The sequence below is a fragment of the Treponema sp. OMZ 788 genome (assembly GCF_024181245.1).
In the GTDB taxonomy this organism is placed as follows: Bacteria; Spirochaetota; Spirochaetia; order Treponematales; family Treponemataceae; genus Treponema_B.
Map to the genome: position 1 here is coordinate 495628 of NZ_CP051199.1, position 18242 is coordinate 513869.

Sequence of the window (18242 nt, forward strand, 5' to 3'; positions counted from 1 at the left end):
TTACTGTTTATTAGAATTATCCTGCGGTGCTTTTAGCAGGTCTTGGGGATATTCTATAGACCATAAAAAAAGGCCTTGCGGCGGAGCGGTGGGGCCTGCCTTTGCCCGCATTTTTGATTCTAAGATTTCCTTAAAATCTTTTTTGGAAGCTCCGGTTTCGTCTAAATGCAAAAGAGTTCCAACGATAGAGCGGACCATCTTCCATAAGAAGGCATTTGCACAAATTTCAAAAATAAGATAATCGTTTTCTATAAAAAAGACTGCCTTTTTGATATAGCGTGATTTGCTTATACTTTGATCCCCCGCCGCAGAAAAGGCGGTGCAATCCAACTCTCCCGAAAGGCAGAAGGCCATTTCGTTTAAGTTGTTTATATCAGGGTAACGCCTTATGTGCCATGCATACGGCTGTTCATGGGCAAAGATTGTTTTCCCGCATTTAATTTTGTAGCGGTAGGTGCGGGAAAGAGCATTAAAGCGGGCATGCAAAAGGGGAGAAACTTCGGCTGCATCCATCACCCTTATATCCTTAGGAAGGATTGAGTTAAGGGCCGGTAAAAAATTTTGTGCCCTCATACTTTTTATATCGCTAAAAAAGTTTACGGCTTGGCGGGCTGCATGAACTCCCGAATCGGTGCGGCCTGAGCCGTTTGTTTCGACAGGATGTTTGTGTATTTTGGTTAAGGCCTTTTCCAATTCTCCTTGAACAGTCCTAAATGTTTCGCTTCCTTCTTTCGTTTGCTTTTGCCAGCCGCAAAAATTTGTTCCGTCATAAGAAAGGGTAAGGAGGATATTTTTTTGGTTTTGGGATGCCTCCATTATTCTTCTACTTCCTTTAACTCGACTTTTAGAAGATCATATAGATTTCTGGCGGCTTCCAAGATCGGACCAGGCTTGGCCTTACTGGATCTGCCTAGGCCGAACATCTTTGCAAGGGCAAATTTGTGATAGTCCAAACGCTTTAGGCGCATTTCCATGTCGATTTTTTGGCCGTACTTATATTCGAGAAGGGCTGAAAGATAGATTATTCCGTCATATCCGTAGTTTTTGTCCACATCGGGGCCGAAAGATTTTAATCCGGCAATTATTTCTTCTCCGCTTGATTCCAGCTCGAGGGCTCGGCGGTAAAGAAAGGTTGCCTTTTGATAAAAAAGGTCAGAAACATATTTGTAATTTTCTTCAGGATATTTTTTGCCTAGCTCGTCAAATAGCCATGCTGCCCTTATTGCACATATACCCTGCTTTATCGTGGGGGAAAATTTTTCTTCAAAAAGTTCATAACACAAAATAGCAAGGTAATAGGATGCCGCTCCTTCATTTAAGCCGCGGGATTTTGTAAAATCTATATTGTGAAAAAGACCCTTTACGGCTGAGTATCGGGCTTCGGTGTTTTCAAAAAGTTTTTCGATAACAGGGCGGGGCGGAATAGAAAAGTCTTGCGGAAAGGCGGTATAAAGACATTTATGACAAACGGTCAAATTGTACACTACAGGAAATATTTCTCCGTATTTTGCAGACGGTTCATAAAGTCTTCGAAGCTCATCGGTTAGGTCTCCGGCTATAAGCCTTCCTCCTCCGGAGTGGAGTTCTTCTCTTTTAAATTTTGTACTGCATACCGGACATTCTACCTGTTCTTTAGAGTAAAAAGTTATGCTTCCTGTACGGGATTCTTTTTCTGTTTGTTTTCTTATCATAAATTTGTTCTCCGCTTCTAATTATCGGTATTTTTTGTGTTTTTAAGACTAATAAATTTAGTCTTTTATGGAAAATCTCATTTTTTTATTGATAGTTTTTTGAGCTCTTATAAAAAAATAGAAAAACTCATTTTTTGTGGTTTATAAAAATGAAAAAAAATCCAAATAATCCTTTTTTTTAAAGCCGGCAGCTTTGCACTCTTTTTGCTTCTATCAACATATAATTATTAAAGTTAAAGGAGATAAAAAAGTGGATTTCAGTTTAGAAAAAGGAGAGGAATTTGTCAAGGCCTACAATATCAATAAGACAGATCCTGTAAGACGGCAAGAGCTCTTAATGCATATCTTTGAGATAATTTATGTGAATGCGGAAAGATTCGGTTTGTATTTTAAGGATGAAGATTTACGAAGTGATTTTTTACTCAAGTTTTATTATAAGCTTCCTAGAATTTTGGAAAATTATAATTCTTCACTTTCAAGTTTTTATACTTATTTAACAAATCATCTTCGATTTTATTATTTAACGTTTAAGTGCAAAACCGTAAGGCATGAAATAAACGATACGGTTATTGCCGAGCAGGAAGGCTCACGGTGGGAGTATCTTATGGGTGAATATGATTTAGATGAAAATTTTAACTTTTATGTGGCTGAGCCTGAACCGTCCTACTGCGATGTAAAACCAAAAGCCTTAGGTTTGAATGATGAAAAACCTCAATCAAAATATTTGACCCGGATGAGGGATATTTATTTTGGTATGCCGTGTAAGCATAGAAAGATTTTTTTGCTTGCCTGCCGGGCTTGCTTTTTTCTTGATGATGATTTGATAGATAAAATAGCTGCTGCAATTAAAATGGATCCCCGTCTCCTATGTTCTATTCTTCATGATCTCAAGTCGGCTTGCTTTAACCGGTATGAAAAAATAAATTATTGTGTAGGCAATAGAAACAGATATTATGTTAAAGCTCAACTTTTTAAATATCTTTTAATGCATACTTATAATACAAAGACTCAACTTACAAAGATTTGTTTTTCGCTAAAGCATAACCGCCATTTGTGGGATAAGGCAAAAAGATTAAACAGGCGGCAGTTAAAGGCTCCGAGCAGTACCGATATAGGAAAATATATCAATCTGTATAAGGGGACAATCGATAAAAATATTGCCAAGAGTTTGAAAATTTGGTATACTCAGCAGTATGAAAATATATCTGGCATCGGGAAATGTAAACAAAAAAAAGGAAGTGCAGGAGCTTCTTCCGTCTCATAAAATTGTTCTGCCTAAAGAAGAAGGTATAGACTTTGACCCTGAAGAAACGGGAAGTACATTTTTTGAAAATTCTATGATTAAGGCCAAGGCCCTTTACGGTATTGTACAAGCACCTGTTCTTGCAGATGATTCAGGCCTTTGTGTGGATTTTTTAAACGGAGCTCCCGGAATTCATTCTGCCCGTTATGGTGCTTTAAATGGAGAGCATGTTTCTGCTGAAGCCGGTATAAATAAGGTGCTTGAAGAATTAAAAGGGGTAAAAGATCGCAGTGCCCGGTTTGCTTGCTGCATGATTTTTCTTTTAAATGAAGACCGTTTTTATTCGGTACAGGAAACTTGCGAGGGAAATATAACCGAAGCTCCGTCAGGTTCGGGCGGCTTCGGTTACGACCCCATATTTTTTGTTGAAGAGTTCGGAAAAACCTTTGCAGAGCTTAGCCCCGAACAAAAGAATTCGGTATCCCACAGGGGAAGGGCTCTTGAAGCAATAACAAAGCTAATCGAAGGGCTTTATAGGTTGTAAAAGGTGCATCTAAAAACGCCTATTTACTTTTTTTGGTTTATCGTATATTATCATAAATTATGCACAAAAAAAGCACCTTTTTCAAATTTGCAGCCTATTACACGCCTTATAAATTCTTATTTTTCTTCGATTTATTTTGCGCTCTTTTGGTTTCTGCGGTAGACTTGGTTTTTCCGCAAGTGATAAGGTATTTGACAAGGGTAATTCCAAAAATAAGAAGCGGAGAGCTTTCTCTGTTTTCAGATAGAACAATTTTGGACTTCGATGTAACGGCATCGGCCATCATCTACCTTGGTTTTATAATTGCCTTAATTCTTTTGGGGCTTTATATTATAAGATATTTTGCCCAATATTTTATAACCTCATGGGGGCACATAATGGGAGCCCGCATGGAAAGGGATATGAGAAACGACCTCTTTAATCATATGCAGCGTCTTTCCTTTTCATATTACGATAAGAACAAAACGGGAGACATGATTTCCCGAATTGTTTCAGACCTTTTCGATATTTCGGAACTGGCCCACCACGGCCCCGAAAACCTTTTTATTTCCTTTCTTAAAATAATAGGTTCTTTTTCGCTCCTTTGTTTTATCAACGTAAGGCTGACCCTTATTTTAGCCTCGGTTACCTCCCTTATGTTTATCTTTACCTTTTTTCAAAATAAAAAGATGCGTAAAATTTTTATGCTCAACCGCAAAACAATAGCCGGAATAAATTCGCAGGTGCAAGATACTCTTTCGGGTATAAGGGTTGTTCAGTCCTTTGCAAACGAGGCCTTGGAAAGTAAAAAATTCTATACTGCAAACGAGGCCTTTGTACATTCAAAGTATTTAAACTATAAACAGATGGGCGGATTTTTTGCCGTAAACGGTCTTTTGCAAGGCTTGTTTTTTATAGTAACCGTTGTAGCCGGAAGTTTTTTTGTTGCAAGGAATGAGCTGACCATTCCCGATTTAACCATCTATGTCTTGTATATAAATATCTATATAGCTCCGATAAATCTCCTTATCAATTTTACTGAGATGTTCCAAAAGGGAGCTGCGGGTTTTAAACGATTTTTGCAGATTATAGAAACAGCCCCCGAAATAACCGAAAAGGAAGATGCCGTCGAGCTAAAGGATGTAAGAGGAAATATCAAATACGAAAATGTAGATTTCAGCTACAATGAAACGGCCGCAATCTTAAAAAATATTTCCATAGATATTCCTGCGGGAAAAACCCTTGCTCTTGTAGGTCCCTCAGGAGGCGGAAAGACGACTATATGCTCCCTTCTTCCGCGCTTTTATGATGTAACAGCCGGAAAGATAAGCATAGACGGAAAGGATGTAAGGGATTTGACCCTAAAGTCATTGAGAGAAAATATCGGAATTGTCCAGCAGGATGTTTATCTTTTCGGCGGAACCATAAAAGAGAACATAGCCTACGGTAAGCCCGATGCTTCCGATGAAGAGATTATAGAAGCCGCTAAAAACGCTCATATTCACGATTTTATTATGAGTTTAGAAGAGGGTTATGACTCCTATGTGGGGGAGCGCGGTGTAATGCTTTCAGGCGGACAAAAGCAGAGAATCTCGATTGCCAGAGTCTTTTTAAAAAATCCTCCGATTTTGATCTTGGACGAGGCAACTTCGGCCCTCGATACCGAAAACGAAATTTTAATTCAAAAAGCTATTGAGGAACTTTCGGAGGAGAGGACCACGATAGTTATAGCCCACCGTCTTTCTACGATAAGAAATGCCGACAGGATTTTGGTAGTTACCGATGAGGGCATCATGGAAAGCGGTACTCATGAGGAGCTTTTAAGTTTAAACGGCATCTATGCCAATTTACGCAAACTCGATGAGTTTTAAACGATACCTCAAAAACCAATTAATTAAATGGAGACATTTAAGTGCAAAACGAATTGAAGGATTTACGCGAGTTAAAAAAGAAATTTAAAAGAGCCGTACTTTCTCGAAAACATACTATAGACGAGCTGCGTCTTGCCTATGACGATATTCTTTATTCTCCTCATGTACCGAACAATGTAGACTTATCCGAAGTCGAATTGCGCGGTGTAGATACCGATGTATTAAAGCCTGAGATGGCGGTGTCAGGCAGGGTAATCCTATATGCCCATGGAGGTTCTTTTATAAGCGGCACAAAAAAAGCTTACCGCTCTTTTTGTGCGGGCCTTGCTCATGAGGCTTCGGCAGATTTATATTTACCCGAGTACAAGCTTGCCCCCGAGCAGCCCTTTCCTGCCGCCCTCGAAGATTTTTATAAGGTCTATGCAAAACTTATAGAATCGCATACCGTCGCCCCTTCAAATTTGATTCTCGCAGGAGACGGAGCCGGAGGAGGCTTAATTCTTTCGCTGATTCATTATTTAAAAAATAAACATCTTCCTCTTCCTGCTTTGCTGGTTTTACTTTCGCCATGGGCTGATTTAACTTGTTCAAGCGGCGGATTGAGTGCAAACCGCAAAAAAGATTTTGTTTTTTCTCAAGAAGCCTTGTTGGGGGCTGCCCAATTATATACGGAAGAAAAAAATCTTACAAACGAGCTTGTCTCTCCTATTTTCGGCAGCTTTGAAAATTTTCCTCCCGTTTTTATTCAATGCGGAAGTAATGAGATTCTTTTGGATGACTCAATCCGTCTTTGCGAAAAAATCGAAAAGGCCGGAGGGAGATCCGCTCTTGACATAATGGAAAACATGCCTCACCTGTTTCAAGCAGTCCCCGACTACTTTGCCGAGGCTCACCTCGAAGTTGAAGCTGTAGGAAAAAAAGTAAATTCATTTTTTGAGAGCGGCTCTTTGATAGAAAATCAAGCGAATTTAATAGGGGAATAAATATGGAACTTCTTGCGCCTGCGGGCAATTTTGAAAAATTGGATTATGCATGGGAGTACGGAGCCGATGCAGCTTATATAGGATTAAAGAATTTTTCGCTTAGGGCTAAGGCCGATAATTTTTCGGGCGAAGAATATAAAAATATTTCTCTTTTAAAAGAAGTCTACAAAAAGCGGGGCTTAACAAAAAAACTTTATTGCGCAATAAATATAAGCTTTCATAATGAGGACTTAAAAAACTTGTTGTCTGAGGTCCAATATTTTAAACAATATCCTTTCGATGCCTTTATCGTCCAAGACTTGGGAGCCGCCCGAATTTTAAAAGAAAACTTTCCCGACATTCCGCTTCATTTAAGCACTCAGGCAAACTGCATAAACTATGAGGCTGTAAAGGTTTACAGGGACTTGGGCTTTTCCCGTGTGGTCTTGGGAAGGGAAGCAAGCCTTGAGGATGTACGAGAAATAAAGCAGCGGGTTCCCGAAATGGAGCTTGAATGTTTTGTGCATGGGGCTATGTGTATTTCTTATTCGGGGCGCTGCCTGATAAGCTCCTACCTTACCGACCGAAGCGCAAATGCCGGGGCCTGCACCCATTCTTGCCGCTGGAACTACAAGATGTATTCAGAAAAACCTAAGGAAGAATTCTTTGTTGAAGAGTCGGAGCGGAAGGGAGAGCTTTTCCCCGTAGAAGAAGGCGAAAACTATACGGCTCTTTTTTTCTTCAAAGGATCTTTGTATGATCGACTACCTCGACAAGATGAAAGAAGCCGGAGTAGACTCACTAAAAATAGAGGGCCGCATGAAAAGCATTTACTATACTGCCTTGACCACAAGAGCCTACCGTAAAAAGATAGATTTTTTAAATGGAAAGATAAGCGCCGATGAGGCTTCTCCCTTTGTTGAAGAATTGTACAATACTGCCCATAGGGAATTTACTACGGGTTTCTATTTTTCGAGTGCGGAGGCCAATAAGACCACTGTTGGCGAGTCTAAGTCCCCCTATATGCTTGCAGGCAAAATAGGCAAAAAACTTTCAGAAAACGAATACGAGTTTATTTCGATGAACAAGATAGATTCTGGCATCCCTCTCGAATATGTCGGCCCCGATATCTGTTCTATCGAAGACACGGGCTATATCCTTCTAAAACCCGACACAAAAGAAAAAATGGACTGGGTCTGCCACGGCCATCCCTGTATCATCAAAACCGATAAGCCCATAGCCGAAAAGTTTTTGGTAAGGTGTAAAGAAAACTTGTAATTTTTCGCATACCGTTGTATAATTTTATTATAACAAAAAAAGTTTTTATAGGAGGTATGCTTATGAAGAACAGCAAATTTTTTAAAGCCGTCGGCTTTGTTGTGATCGTTCTCATCCTAAGTGCCGCCTTTACAGGATGTGAAACCGAATCCCATGATGTAAGCGGTCAGTATGCAGGCATTGAGGCAAAGGCCCCTGCAAATCAAGTCGATATTCTTCTTTTTAACGACTTTCACGGAAACGTTGCAGAAGATACCCGCCCCGGAAAGGGAAAAAATGCCGGTATGGCCAAGATGATAGGCTATGTCCGCACTGCCGGAATGGAAAATCCTAACACCATTGTGGCTGCAGGAGGCGACAACTATCAGGGGACAGCCATATCCAATCTAACCTATGGAGCTCCCGTTTCTGCCATGATGAGGGCGATGAATGTTAAGGTTTGTGCCGTAGGTAACCATGAATTTGACTGGGGTTCAAACCGCATGACAAAGTGGCAAAAGGACGGAAACTTTACCTTCTTGGCTGCTAACATTGTCGAAAAAAAGAGCGGGAAACCCGTGTCATGGGCAAAACCCTACTCAATTATAACCAAAGGAAACTACAAGATTGCCTTTATCGGTCTTGCCCATCCCGATACGGCTGTTTTGACCAGTGCCGAACATGTAAGCGGTTTGGAGTTTACCGACCCCGTAAAAACAGGTCAAGAATGGGCGGACTATCTTTTGGCAGGAAAGGCCAAGGAAGGCAAGCCCGATGCAATTATTGCCCTGACCCACATCGATTCATTCCAAAAAGACGGAAAGATAAGCGGAAATGCCGTTAAGCTTACCGAAATCAAGGGCTTGGATGCAGTTCTTTCGGCTCACAGCCACCAAACCGTTGCAGGAGAAGCAAACGGTATGCCCATACTTCAAGCTTACTGTCACGGCCGGGCTGTAGGTAAGCTCAGCATCACCTTCGGAGAAAAAAACAAGATTGTAAAGATTGTGCCTATGGTAGACGAAATATATAAGCACAAGGATTCTCTTATCGAAGATGCAAAGGGTAAGGCTCTCTATACAAAATATGAGACAGAACTAGGGCCTATTATGGGAGAGGTTATCGGTATTGCAGAAGCCGAGTTTGCTCATGAGCGAAGCGAGAAGGGAAGCAACACTGCTTTGGGTGCATGGGCCGCCGAGGTTCAGCGACAGCTGGGAAAGGCCGATATTGCCATTCAAAACGGAGGAGGCTTACGCCGAACCCTTGCAGCCGGTAATATCACTGTAGGAGATCTTTACGAGATTATGCCCTTTGACAACTACCTCGTCGTTTTCGATCTTCCCGGTTCCGAGATTAAAAAGGCCATAGATCATGGTATTATGAATCCTAACATCACAGACGGTCAATTTGCAGGACTTAGGGTAGAATATGACGGCAAAAAACCTTTTGAAAACAGAATTACAAAAATTACTCTTATGGACGGAAATCCCCTCGACATGAATAAAAAATATAAGGTTGTAGTAAACAGCTTTATGTTTACGGGCGGAGACTCTTACGATTTTTCTAAGGCTGAAAACGTTGCAGAAAGCGTATCCATAAGGGATGCCCTTATCGATGCAATCAAAAAGGCTAAAACAATTAAGCCCCTACCTGTAGATTATATTAAAGATATAAGCAAATAACGGGAACCAATTTAAAGCGGTGTGAAAAATTTTGCACCGCTTTTTTCTTAAAATAAAATCGGCCGGAATCAAACATGAAACATATTTTCACTTTTATTGTAATCCTTATTCTATGTTTTAATCTATCTGCGGAAGATACAGGGCAAGCGTCTTCCGGATCCCTGTCTAAAGACCGGTCTAACGGCCTGGACAATAAATATCAGGGCTTAAGCCAATACTATGATGCTCAGATAAACGCTCCCAAAAGCGAGGCTGTTAAGGCCAGGGTTATCGAAATCGTTTATGACGACACAGGGGAAAGCCGCCCCGATATTCCCATAGAATCGGACTTCCGTTACCAGCACTTAAAGGTTAAGATTTTAACCGGGAAGCACAGGGGAGAGGTTTACACAATCCGGAACACGATAGAGCTTGCAATTCCTTATAAGCTGATTTTTAAGGTAAACGAAACACTTGTCTTACAGCTGGATGAAGACGAAACAGGCAAGGTAAACAATTTGCGCATTTACGAGAGGGCAAGGGATTATAAGGTCTATGCTCTTATTCTTATCTTTGCTTCGGTTTTAATCTTTGTCGGTAAAAAAAACGGAGTAAAAGCCCTTATCTCTCTTGGGTTTACCGTGGGCCTTATATTCGGCCTCTTCCTTCCTCTTATCATTCGAGGCTATAATCCTATGCTTTGGGCTGTTATAATTTGCAGCTCTGCTTCAGTAATTACTCTTTTTATAATTTCGGGGAAGAACAAAAAGACTTACACGGCTATTTTGGGAACAATAGGCGGGGTTATTATTGCAGGCCTTTTTGCCTTTGCTGCAGGAAAAATTTTAAGGCTCTCGGGGCTTGGAAACGAAGATGCCCAAATGCTGGCCTTCGTTCCCCAATACCGTAAGATAGATTATCAGGGCCTTTTATTTGCAGGAATTATGATAGGTTCCCTTGGGGCTGTCATGGATGTCGCCATGTCCGTTTCTTCTGCAATGTGGGAAATAATTTCTGTAAGTCCTAAGATTTCGAATAAGCAGCTTGTAAAATCCGGAATGAATATAGGCCGGGATATAATAGGTTCTATGTCAAACACTCTTATTTTGGCCTATGTGAGTACATCAATCCCCGTACTCTTACTCTTTATAATTTTTTCCAACGGCTTTACGGAAATTATAAACTTGGAGCTTTTATCTGCCGAGATATTGCGGGCCGTTTCGGGGAGTATAGGTTTAATTTGCACGATTCCTATAACCGTCAACCTCGTAAATATTTTTAGGAAGAATTAAAAAATATCCATAAAACTTATCGCGTTTGTAAAACCGTTTGAAGTCGTTTTTTTAGGCTTTCTTGCAAAAGCTGAGAGCAATTTATGTTATGTTCCGAGGCAAGAGCACTTAGCCATGCAGGCAAGGTTACGGTGCGGTTAACCGAATGTGTCTTTTGCATCATGCGGTAAGTAGGAAGATATACATCAATTAAAACCGCTTTTTCATTTTTACGCATTTTTATATTGCTCAAATGAGATGCCTCCGGAATAGGTTCGCCGTCATCTTCAAGTCCGCACAATACACATCCAAGTAATTATCTTGCAGATAATAAAGCATCAGCCTCATCTTCTCCTGAGGTAGCACAATTCAAGTCCGGAAAAATAACGGCAATTTCTTTTTCGCCATTATAAGTGAATATTGCAGGATAAAAAAAATGTTCTTTTTGTTTCATGTTTAAACTGATGGTGACTTCCAACAACTGCCACCTCATACCAGCCGTCATTTTGTAATATTTTTATAACCTCACGGGATGTATAACTTTTCATAGTAATCTTCTATACCGATATTTTAACACATATAATTGCCATTGTCAAATATTTACTCCTCCAGCACTCCCAGCTTTTCAAAAACAAAGAAGATAAAACTCAAAATAACGGCAACGAGGGAGGCGAGTACCATTCCCTTAAATTCTATTTCGCCGAATTTTATGCTGAGGCCGCTCAAACCCGTGGTAAAGACGACCGAGGTTAGAATGAGATTTTTCGATTTTGAATAATCTACTTTTGAATCTACCAAAAGGCGGATGCCTGAGGCCCCTATCATTCCGTAGAGCAAGAAGGTTATGCCTCCTATGACGTTTCCGGGCACGGTGCGGATTAGGGCTGCAAGGGGGCTTATAAAGGCCATACAGATAGAAATTATTGCCGCACCCGCAATTACATAGACGCTGTAAATACCGGTAACCGCCATAACGCCTATGTTTTCGCCGTAGGTTGTGGTTGGAACTCCTCCTACAAGGCCTGAAAGGGCTGTCGAAAAGTTATCGGCAAAGATACTCCTGTGAAGGCCCGGATCTTTTAACAAATCTCGTCCGACGATGTTGGAGGTTACTACCTGATGGCTTATGTGCTCGCTTGTGATAACCAGCAAGACGGGAAGCATTGTAATTACGGCCATAAGATCGAATTTAGGAAGCTGAAAATGAGGGACGGTAAAAAGCCCTGCTTCTCTTATTATCGAAAAATCTACCATGCCGAAAAAGATTGCGGCTATGTAGCCTGCGATGCTTGCAATTAAAATGGAAATTGTTGATAAAAATCCTTTAAAAAGTACGGAGCCCAGAACGGCAGCCCCTATCGTGATAAAAAAGACTATTATGTCTCCCCGTGAGGCTGATTCCGTCATGATGTTTGCACCTATAGTACCGCCTCTTACTGTGAGTCCTGTAAGCTCAAAACCGATGAGGGAAACTACAGAGCCCATTGCTGCGGGCGGAAGGATTATGTTTATCCATGAGGTTCCGAACTTATAAATTATAAAGGCAATGAGACAGCCTAAAAGCCCCGTTACTATAAAGGCTCCTTGAGCATATTGAAAACCTATTGAAGAAATAATAAGTGTTGCAGGCCCTAAAAAGGCAAAGCTCGAACCGAGGTAGGCAGGGGCTTTTCCCCTTGTTATGGCTATAAACAAGAGGGTGCCGACTCCGTTCATAAATAAAACTATGCCTGCATCGATTCCGAAGATAATGGGAACTAAGACTGAGGCACCGAACATTGCAAATGTGTGCTGAATACTTAAGGGTAAGAAAAGCCCCGCCGGAACTTTTTCATCAACTTGATAAATTTTTTTGTGTGACATATTAAATCTCCATCGGGGCTGTATGATAACTTTAATTGCCGCTTAAGTCAATCGGGCCAGGGGAAATGCCTAGTGATAAATGACAAGTATCAAATGTCGAATGCCGAGTGACTATTTTTTGTTTATCTTTTCAAATGCCGTTATCAGGCCGTAGCCTGCAAGCATACAGAGGACTGCAGCCAGCCTCATTGAAGGCAGCATTCAGCCGTCAGGAACCAAATGCCTGATTGAGCCCGCAACGAGTCCTAAAATAAAGGCGTAGGTTATCTTGGGGAATCTTTCCATAAAAAAGCCGATTAGTCTTGCCGAGAGGATGATTCCTGCAAGGACACCCAGTCCTACGGGAATCATTATAGGAATGTTAAAGCCGGTAATAGCCTTAATCACCGTATAATACGCTCCCATGATCAAAAGTAGGAAGGAGCCTGATATGCCGGGTATTACCATTGCGGCAGCTCCTGCAAAGCCTGCAAGGAATAAGAATAAAAAACTTCCGAGGCTTAATGTTTCTATTGCTGCGGCAGAAGAAATTGATATTCCCTTAAAAAAGTAAAGGGCAAGCATCAGGCTTAAACCTATAAAAAACCAAGCAATTTTAGATGCCTTTGTAAAAGAGCTCTCTTTTTCCGTTTCTCGGACAAAATCAAAGATTATAAAGATGCTTCCTACGATAAGGCCTACAAAAAAGAAATTGGTCTGTATGGGGAATCTTTCATAAACAAGCTTAAAAAGGCTTGCAAAAATGAGAATGCCTAAGCCCATGCCTCCGAAAAGGCAAAGATAGGTTTTAAAATTAGCCTTAATGGTCTTGACATCAAGACTTGCTGCCCCTATAAGGTCGGAATAAACCCCGAATACGACGGCAATGGTTCCGCCTGAAACGCCGGGGATGACATTTGCGATTCCTATGGCAATGCCTGCGATTATTTTCTTTATATAGTTTAACATTGCTTAAATATACATAAATTTTGAGTTATAAACAAGATAGACATAATCCATAAAAATTTGCTATAATGGGAGTATGTTATACCATATTGCAGAATTGCTGGGTCCATATTTCGGGCCTATGAGACTTTTACAATCCTATGCCGTTTTAATTTCTCTAGGTTTATTTTTAGGCTTTTTAATTACCGTTTTAATGCTGCCTAAATTTTATTCCAAATTACCCAAAGACAGAGGGCGGGAATTTACCGTAAATCCGGAAGCTGCTGTGGGTAAGCCCACCGGAGGCGGAATTGTTTTTATCTCTATTTTTATAATCTGCGTTTTTTTATTGATTAAACCGACTATTACTCAAGGTCTAATATTGGCCATAACCTTTGCCGTTATGCTTACAGGCTTTTTAGATGATAAATCCGAAAAATCTTGGGGAGAATATTTAAAGGGCAGCTTGGATCTTATTTTATCGGCTGTAACAGCCCTTGTTATTTTTTACATCTATTTTGAAGGAAAGGTTTCCTTTTGGCTTCCCTTTACTTCGAGCCTTGTCGAAGTGCATCCTATTGTGTTCTTCGCTGTTTCGATAATTATTTTGTGGATTTCGATTAACACAACAAACTGTACCGACGGGGTGGACGGCCTTTCGGGAACTCTTATTCTCTTGGCCTTGGTTTCCCTCGGAATAGTTTTTTATTTTGTTCTTGGTCATGTCAAGGTTGCGGCCTATCTTTTGGTTCCCAATATAAGCACGGGAGCAAAATGGGCAGTTATGATTTTCACCCTCTGCGGAGTGCTTACGGGCTATCTTTGGCACAATGCCTATCCGAGTAAGGTTCTTATGGGAGATGCAGGCTCGCGTGCTTTAGGCTTTTTTATCGGTGTTCTTGTAATTATTTCGCGCAACCCCTTCATCCTTTTGATGACTAGCGGTGTTATTCTCATAAACGGAGGGACGGGGATTTTGAAGGTGGTTATGCTCCGCTTTTTTAAGATCAAGATATTTAAGAATATCAGATTTCCGCTCCATGACCACATGAAAAAGAATTTGCAATGGTCGCCGACTCAGGTTTTAATCCGCTTTGTAATTATCCAAATTTTAATTACTATTGTCATTTTAGGAATTCTCTTTAAGATTCGATAAATGCTTTGAGGTTGATTTTTTTAACGCCATGAATTTTTTATCGAGGTTTGAACCTCTCGTCGGCTCATCAAATTTAACGAAGATAGAAAATGCCCGTATCGCAGTTTTCGGCCTCGGCGGAGTAGGAAGCTATACTGCCGAAGCCCTTGCCAGAAGCGGGGTTGCCCGTAACGGAACGGCCCGAACCGGGGCAGGGGAGCTCATCCTCATTGACGGCGACACGATAGAAGAAAGCAATATAAACCGCCAGCTTTATGCCCTCTATTCTACCATAGGAAGGGCTAAAACTGAAATTGCAAGGGATCGCATTGCAGATATAAGCCCCTCATGTAAGGTAACGGCAATCAATTCCTTTATTTTACCCGATACTTTTTATGAAGTCTTAGGCGAAGATTTTTTTGATGGTTTAGACTTTATAGTAGATGCCGTAGATACGGTTTCTCTCAAAATTTTTCTTGCCGTTGAAGCCGAAAAAAATGAGGTTCCTCTTATTTCGGCAATGGGCTGCGGAAACCGCCTAAACTCCGATTTTGAATTTGCAGATATTTACAAGACAAGCGTCTGCCCTCTTTGTAAGGTAATGCGCACCGAGCTAAAAAAAAGGAATGTTAAGCACTTGAAGGTGCTTTATTCTAAAAGTGAATGTACAATAAAGCAAAACCCTCCGGCTTCGGCTGCATGGGTTCCCTCGATCGCCGGTCTTTTAATCGCCGGCGAGGTTGTTAAGCATCTATCTCGGCCAGAAGATTTTTCATGATAAATTTGCGGCGCTCCGGGGTGTTCTTGCCCATGTAGAATTCCAAGATTGAAGGAACTTTTTTTAGGGTTTGAACGGTTACGGGGAGGAGCTTTATATCGGCCCCGATAAATTGACCGAACTCTTTGGGGCTTATTTCTCCCAAGCCCTTAAAGCGGGTAATTTCGGAAGATGAACCTAAGCGGCTTACAGCCTCATCCCTTTCCTTTTCGGAATAGCAATAAGATGTCTCTTTTTTGGTGCGCACCCTGAAAAGGGGCGTTTCCAAGATGTATACGCGGCCTGAGGTAACCAGCTCCTCAAAATAGCTTAAAAAGAATGTCAAAAGCAAATTCCGAATATGAAAGCCGTCGTTGTCTGCGTCTGTTGCTATTACTATCTTTGAATAGCGCAAGCCCTCGATATCGTTTTCGATGCCTAGTGCCATCATCATATTGTAGAGCTCGGCATTTTTGTATATTTGAGCCCGTTTTTTGCCGTACATATTTTCGGGTTTTCCTCGAAGAGAAAAAATTGCCTGAGTTAAAACATCCCTGCTTGAAACCATGGCTCCCGTCGCAGAATCTCCCTCTGTGATAAAGATCATGGTGTCTTCGCCGAATTTCCCATCTCCCAAATGGAATTTGCAGTCCTTCAGTTTCGGAATCTTTATGGCAATTTTTTTTGCCGCCGCCTTTGCTTCTTTTTTTACAGTGTTTAGCTCGGTGCGGAGTTTTTCGTTTGCGATTATTTTGCTTTCAAGTTTTGCAGCCGAGTCGGCATTTTTTTGGAGCCATTCTACGACTGCAGACTTTGTATCGTTGACTATCCAGGAGCGCACCTCGGTGTTTCCGAGCTTGTTCTTTGTCTGGCTTTCGAATACGGGAGCCTGAATCTTTACGGCAACGGCAGCGCAAGTTCCTTCACGAACGTCCTCGCTCTTATAGCTTTTTCTAAAATATTCGTTGATGCCCTTGAGAAGCCCTTCTTTAAAGGCGGAAAGGTGAGTTCCTCCGTCGGAAGTATATTGGCCGTTTACAAAGGAGTAGTAGGTTTCGCCGTAATTGTTTGTGTGAGAAAAGGCAAACTCAAGCTGCTTTTCCTTGTAGCGGCAAACCTCATAGATGGTGTTTGTGCCGACATTGGATTCGAGCAAGTCCAAAAGGCCGTTTTCAGATTTAAAAAGCTTTCCGTTAAAACTTAAAGTAAGGCCTGAGTTTAAATAGGCATAGTTCCAAATCCTTTTTTCGATAAAGTCCAAGTTAAATTTATACTCGCCGAAAATTTTTGTGTCGGGAATGAATTCGACAAGGGTTCCGTTTTTGACGCCGGGCTTGGCATTTCCTTTTTTTTCGCTTACAAGCTTTCCTCTTTCAAAAATAGCTTCTGCGTATTTACCGTCCCTTACGGCGGCAACCCTAAAATGCTCCGAGAGGGCGTTTACGGCCTTTGTTCCGACTCCGTTTAGACCGACGGAAAACTGAAAGACCTCATCGTTGTACTTTGCGCCCGTATTTATAACCGAAACACATTCTACTAATTTTCCTAAAGGAATACCCCGCCCGAAGTCGCGGACGGTTATCTTGTTTTCCTCTTGCTGAATATCTATGCGGGTTCCGTTCCCCATTATAAACTCGTCTATGGAGTTGTCGATAACTTCTTTTACGAGAATGTAAATTCCGTCATCAGGATTTGAACCGTCTCCTAAGCGGCCTATGTACATACCCGTCCGCAAACGGATATGTTCAAGGGAGCTCAAGGTTTTTATTTTGGACTCATCGTAAACAGCCTTTTTTGCAGCCATTATTCTTCCTCCGAAACCGTCTGATTATCTTCCGAATCTGGCTGAACTTCTTCTTGGCCTGAACTGCGGCTTTCTTCCGAGGGCTTACCGGAGAATTTTTCTTCAAGCCCTGCTGCATATTCTTTTAAATCGGCTATTTTAACTTCTGAGTTTTTGATGGCCGTTTCGGAGCTGCTTATTTTCTTTTCGGCTTCCTTTATGGAGTTTTCGCAATTCTTTATTGTGCGGTTAAGGTTTTGAATCTGATTTTCTTCCGCCTTAATTTTTTGCATTACCTCGCAAAATTCTATATGGCATTTTACCTTATTTATTTCTTTGAGGTACTTACCTGCCTTTTTTAGATAATCCGCATATTTTCCAAGAGCTTCATCCGAAGGATTTTCTCCTAAGGCCGAATCTCCTTCTGCAGAGTAAAAATTCTCGGTATATTTTAGGCCTGTAGACTCTAAAATAAGCTCTATTTTTTCGTCGATTTCTTTTACCCTGTTTGTAAAATTATCGATTCGTTTTTTTGAATTTTTATCTGCACCGGCATCGGCTAATTTTTTTGTCACAAAGCCCGCTTCCTCATCTATCATTTTAAGGCGGTTTTCAGAATCGCTTAAATCGGTACAGAGCTTTAAAATTTCCTCGTAGTTTTTTTTTGAGATCGGGGAAAAGTTTATCTTCATCATAAAGTGCTTTTACCTCTTGAGAATTACAAATGTCTATGTCCGATTTTGTGAAAATATTTTTAATTTTTTTTTCGGAATTTTTTACCTTTAATTCATTAGAGGTAATCTTACCCGAAATGCCGATCTTCAAAAAAAAGTTTGCTTCTTTTTTTTCGGAATTTAGAGCTTCAATTTTTTCCATGGTTTCCTGCATTTTCGCTTCTTCAGTTCTGATTTCGGCAGAAAGAGAATCAAAAAGATTTCCGCAGTGAGGTAAAAAGTCCTTATAAAGTTTGAGTAAAAAATCTCCCTTTAGTTTTTCGGTTTCTTTTTTTGTATCCGCAAGTCTGTCTTTGACCTGCTTTTTAAAGTTGTCAAGTTCGGAAAGACGCGTACTGTTATTTTTTATATCCAAAACGCTTTCAGTACAAAATTTTCTTTCATCGTGCAGCCTTTGCCATTGAAGAAAATTTTCTTGAGAAACCCCGTTTGCTTCTGCAACCGGATCGGCTGTATCTTTGATAAGTTTATTTCCAAGCTGTTTATATGCTTCCGTCAGTTTTGACTCAAGGTCTTTTAATTCTTTTAAAAGAACAGGTATCGTGTTATTACTCTTATTCATTC

The 18242-nt window shown here is 40.8% G+C and carries 17 protein-coding genes and 1 pseudogene; 9 read left to right on the top strand and 9 right to left on the bottom strand.

Features of this window, described 5'->3' with window-relative positions; genetic code table 11:
* The gene (truA, locus tag E4O00_RS02290; protein ID WP_253678391.1) at positions 1–816 is read right to left on the bottom strand and encodes a tRNA pseudouridine(38-40) synthase TruA; all 816 of its coding nucleotides are present in this window, start codon (positions 814–816) and stop codon (positions 1–3) included.
* Positions 816–1691: a DUF2225 domain-containing protein gene (locus E4O00_RS02295; RefSeq protein WP_253678392.1), complete on the bottom strand. Its 876-nt coding sequence runs from the start codon at positions 1689–1691 to the stop codon at positions 816–818. The genes truA and E4O00_RS02295 overlap by 1 nt, the downstream gene beginning before the upstream one ends.
* Positions 1692–1941: 250 nt before the next feature.
* On the opposite strand from E4O00_RS02295, the gene E4O00_RS02300 reads away from it, so the two are divergent.
* The 7 genes and pseudogenes from E4O00_RS02300 (at position 1942) to E4O00_RS02330 (ending at position 10503) form a co-directional block, all read left to right on the top strand.
* A complete protein-coding gene (locus E4O00_RS02300) occupies positions 1942–2955 on the top strand; it encodes a nucleoside-triphosphatase (RefSeq protein WP_253678393.1) in 1014 nt (337 codons plus the stop codon).
* Positions 2885–3478 (top strand): RdgB/HAM1 family non-canonical purine NTP pyrophosphatase, encoded by a 594-nt coding sequence (gene rdgB, locus E4O00_RS02305; RefSeq protein WP_253678394.1) that lies wholly within the window; start codon positions 2885–2887, stop codon positions 3476–3478. Before E4O00_RS02300 ends, rdgB begins: the two co-directional genes overlap by 71 nt.
* Positions 3479–3537: 59 nt before the next feature.
* Entirely contained in the window at positions 3538–5328 is a 1791-nt protein-coding gene (locus E4O00_RS02310; RefSeq protein WP_253678395.1) for an ABC transporter ATP-binding protein, read from the top strand.
* Between the two features lie 41 nt (positions 5329–5369).
* Positions 5370–6311, top strand: a complete 942-nt coding sequence (locus tag E4O00_RS02315) for an alpha/beta hydrolase fold domain-containing protein (RefSeq protein ID WP_253678396.1) — start codon at positions 5370–5372, stop codon at positions 6309–6311.
* Between the two features lie 2 nt (positions 6312–6313).
* Positions 6314–7568 (top strand): annotated as a pseudogene (locus E4O00_RS02320) (peptidase U32 family protein).
* Positions 7569–7630: 62 nt separating this feature from the next.
* Positions 7631–9232, top strand: coding sequence for a 5'-nucleotidase C-terminal domain-containing protein (locus E4O00_RS02325; RefSeq protein WP_253678397.1), 1602 nt, complete (start codon positions 7631–7633; stop codon positions 9230–9232).
* A gap of 74 nt (positions 9233–9306) precedes the next feature.
* The gene (locus E4O00_RS02330; protein WP_253678398.1) at positions 9307–10503 is read left to right on the top strand and encodes a YibE/F family protein; all 1197 of its coding nucleotides are present in this window, start codon (positions 9307–9309) and stop codon (positions 10501–10503) included.
* A gap of 16 nt (positions 10504–10519) precedes the next feature.
* Here E4O00_RS02330 and E4O00_RS02335 read toward each other — a convergent pair whose 3' ends face one another.
* The 4 genes from E4O00_RS02335 to E4O00_RS02350 form a co-directional block, all read right to left on the bottom strand.
* A complete protein-coding gene (locus E4O00_RS02335) occupies positions 10520–10783 on the bottom strand; it encodes a hypothetical protein (RefSeq protein ID WP_253678399.1) in 264 nt (87 codons plus the stop codon).
* Between the two features lie 106 nt (positions 10784–10889).
* Positions 10890–11030, bottom strand: a complete 141-nt coding sequence (locus E4O00_RS02340; RefSeq protein ID WP_253678400.1) for a type II toxin-antitoxin system HicA family toxin — start codon at positions 11028–11030, stop codon at positions 10890–10892.
* 52 nt (positions 11031–11082) lie between these two features.
* The gene (uraA, locus tag E4O00_RS02345) at positions 11083–12345 is read right to left on the bottom strand and encodes a uracil permease (RefSeq protein WP_253678401.1); all 1263 of its coding nucleotides are present in this window, start codon (positions 12343–12345) and stop codon (positions 11083–11085) included.
* Positions 12346–12546: 201 nt separating this feature from the next.
* The gene (locus E4O00_RS02350) at positions 12547–13293 is read right to left on the bottom strand and encodes a DUF368 domain-containing protein (protein ID WP_253678402.1); all 747 of its coding nucleotides are present in this window, start codon (positions 13291–13293) and stop codon (positions 12547–12549) included.
* Between the two features lie 73 nt (positions 13294–13366).
* Here E4O00_RS02350 and E4O00_RS02355 point away from each other — a divergent pair, with 73 nt between their 5' ends.
* Together E4O00_RS02355 and E4O00_RS02360 are read left to right on the top strand one after the other, a co-directional pair.
* Complete coding sequence (locus E4O00_RS02355) at positions 13367–14425, top strand: phospho-N-acetylmuramoyl-pentapeptide-transferase (RefSeq protein ID WP_253678403.1); 1059 nt, start codon at positions 13367–13369, stop codon at positions 14423–14425.
* A 28-nt stretch (positions 14426–14453) separates the two neighbouring features.
* Positions 14454–15182: a tRNA threonylcarbamoyladenosine dehydratase gene (locus tag E4O00_RS02360; protein WP_253678404.1), complete on the top strand. Its 729-nt coding sequence runs from the start codon at positions 14454–14456 to the stop codon at positions 15180–15182.
* Here the strand turns inward: E4O00_RS02360 and E4O00_RS02365 are convergent.
* The 3 genes from E4O00_RS02365 to E4O00_RS02375 are packed head-to-tail and all read right to left on the bottom strand — an operon-like array spanning position 15148 to position 18240.
* Positions 15148–16965, bottom strand: coding sequence for a DNA topoisomerase IV subunit B (locus E4O00_RS02365; RefSeq protein ID WP_253678405.1), 1818 nt, complete (start codon positions 16963–16965; stop codon positions 15148–15150). The two genes, E4O00_RS02360 and E4O00_RS02365, sit on opposite strands and share 35 nt — an antisense overlap.
* Positions 16965–17639, bottom strand: coding sequence for a hypothetical protein (locus tag E4O00_RS02370; protein WP_253678406.1), 675 nt, complete (start codon positions 17637–17639; stop codon positions 16965–16967). Before E4O00_RS02370 ends, E4O00_RS02365 begins: the two co-directional genes overlap by 1 nt.
* A complete protein-coding gene (locus tag E4O00_RS02375; RefSeq protein WP_253678407.1) occupies positions 17557–18240 on the bottom strand; it encodes a hypothetical protein in 684 nt (227 codons plus the stop codon). Before E4O00_RS02375 ends, E4O00_RS02370 begins: the two co-directional genes overlap by 83 nt.
* Positions 18241–18242 lie beyond the last annotated feature (2 nt).

Excerpts from the sequence above, each read along its gene's own strand:
- E4O00_RS02375 (WP_253678407.1), bottom strand. The coding sequence starts at position 18,240 with ATGAATAAGAGTAATAACACGATACCTGTTCTTTTAAAAGAATTAAAA.
- E4O00_RS02340 (WP_253678400.1), bottom strand. The coding sequence starts at position 11,030 with ATGAAAAGTTATACATCCCGTGAGGTTATAAAAATATTACAAAATGAC.
- E4O00_RS02355 (WP_253678403.1), top strand. The coding sequence starts at position 13,367 with ATGTTATACCATATTGCAGAATTGCTGGGTCCATATTTCGGGCCTATG.
- E4O00_RS02325 (WP_253678397.1), top strand. The coding sequence starts at position 7,631 with ATGAAGAACAGCAAATTTTTTAAAGCCGTCGGCTTTGTTGTGATCGTT.
- E4O00_RS02365 (WP_253678405.1), bottom strand. The coding sequence starts at position 16,965 with ATGGCTGCAAAAAAGGCTGTTTACGATGAGTCCAAAATAAAAACCTTG.
- rdgB (WP_253678394.1), top strand. The coding sequence starts at position 2,885 with ATGAAAATATATCTGGCATCGGGAAATGTAAACAAAAAAAAGGAAGTG.
- E4O00_RS02330 (WP_253678398.1), top strand. The coding sequence starts at position 9,307 with ATGAAACATATTTTCACTTTTATTGTAATCCTTATTCTATGTTTTAAT.
- E4O00_RS02310 (WP_253678395.1), top strand. The coding sequence starts at position 3,538 with ATGCACAAAAAAAGCACCTTTTTCAAATTTGCAGCCTATTACACGCCT.
- uraA (WP_253678401.1), bottom strand. The coding sequence starts at position 12,345 with ATGTCACACAAAAAAATTTATCAAGTTGATGAAAAAGTTCCGGCGGGG.
- truA (WP_253678391.1), bottom strand. The coding sequence starts at position 816 with ATGGAGGCATCCCAAAACCAAAAAAATATCCTCCTTACCCTTTCTTAT.
- E4O00_RS02370 (WP_253678406.1), bottom strand. The coding sequence starts at position 17,639 with ATGATGAAGATAAACTTTTCCCCGATCTCAAAAAAAAACTACGAGGAA.
- E4O00_RS02360 (WP_253678404.1), top strand. The coding sequence starts at position 14,454 with ATGAATTTTTTATCGAGGTTTGAACCTCTCGTCGGCTCATCAAATTTA.
- E4O00_RS02295 (WP_253678392.1), bottom strand. The coding sequence starts at position 1,691 with ATGATAAGAAAACAAACAGAAAAAGAATCCCGTACAGGAAGCATAACT.
- E4O00_RS02350 (WP_253678402.1), bottom strand. The coding sequence starts at position 13,293 with ATGTTAAACTATATAAAGAAAATAATCGCAGGCATTGCCATAGGAATC.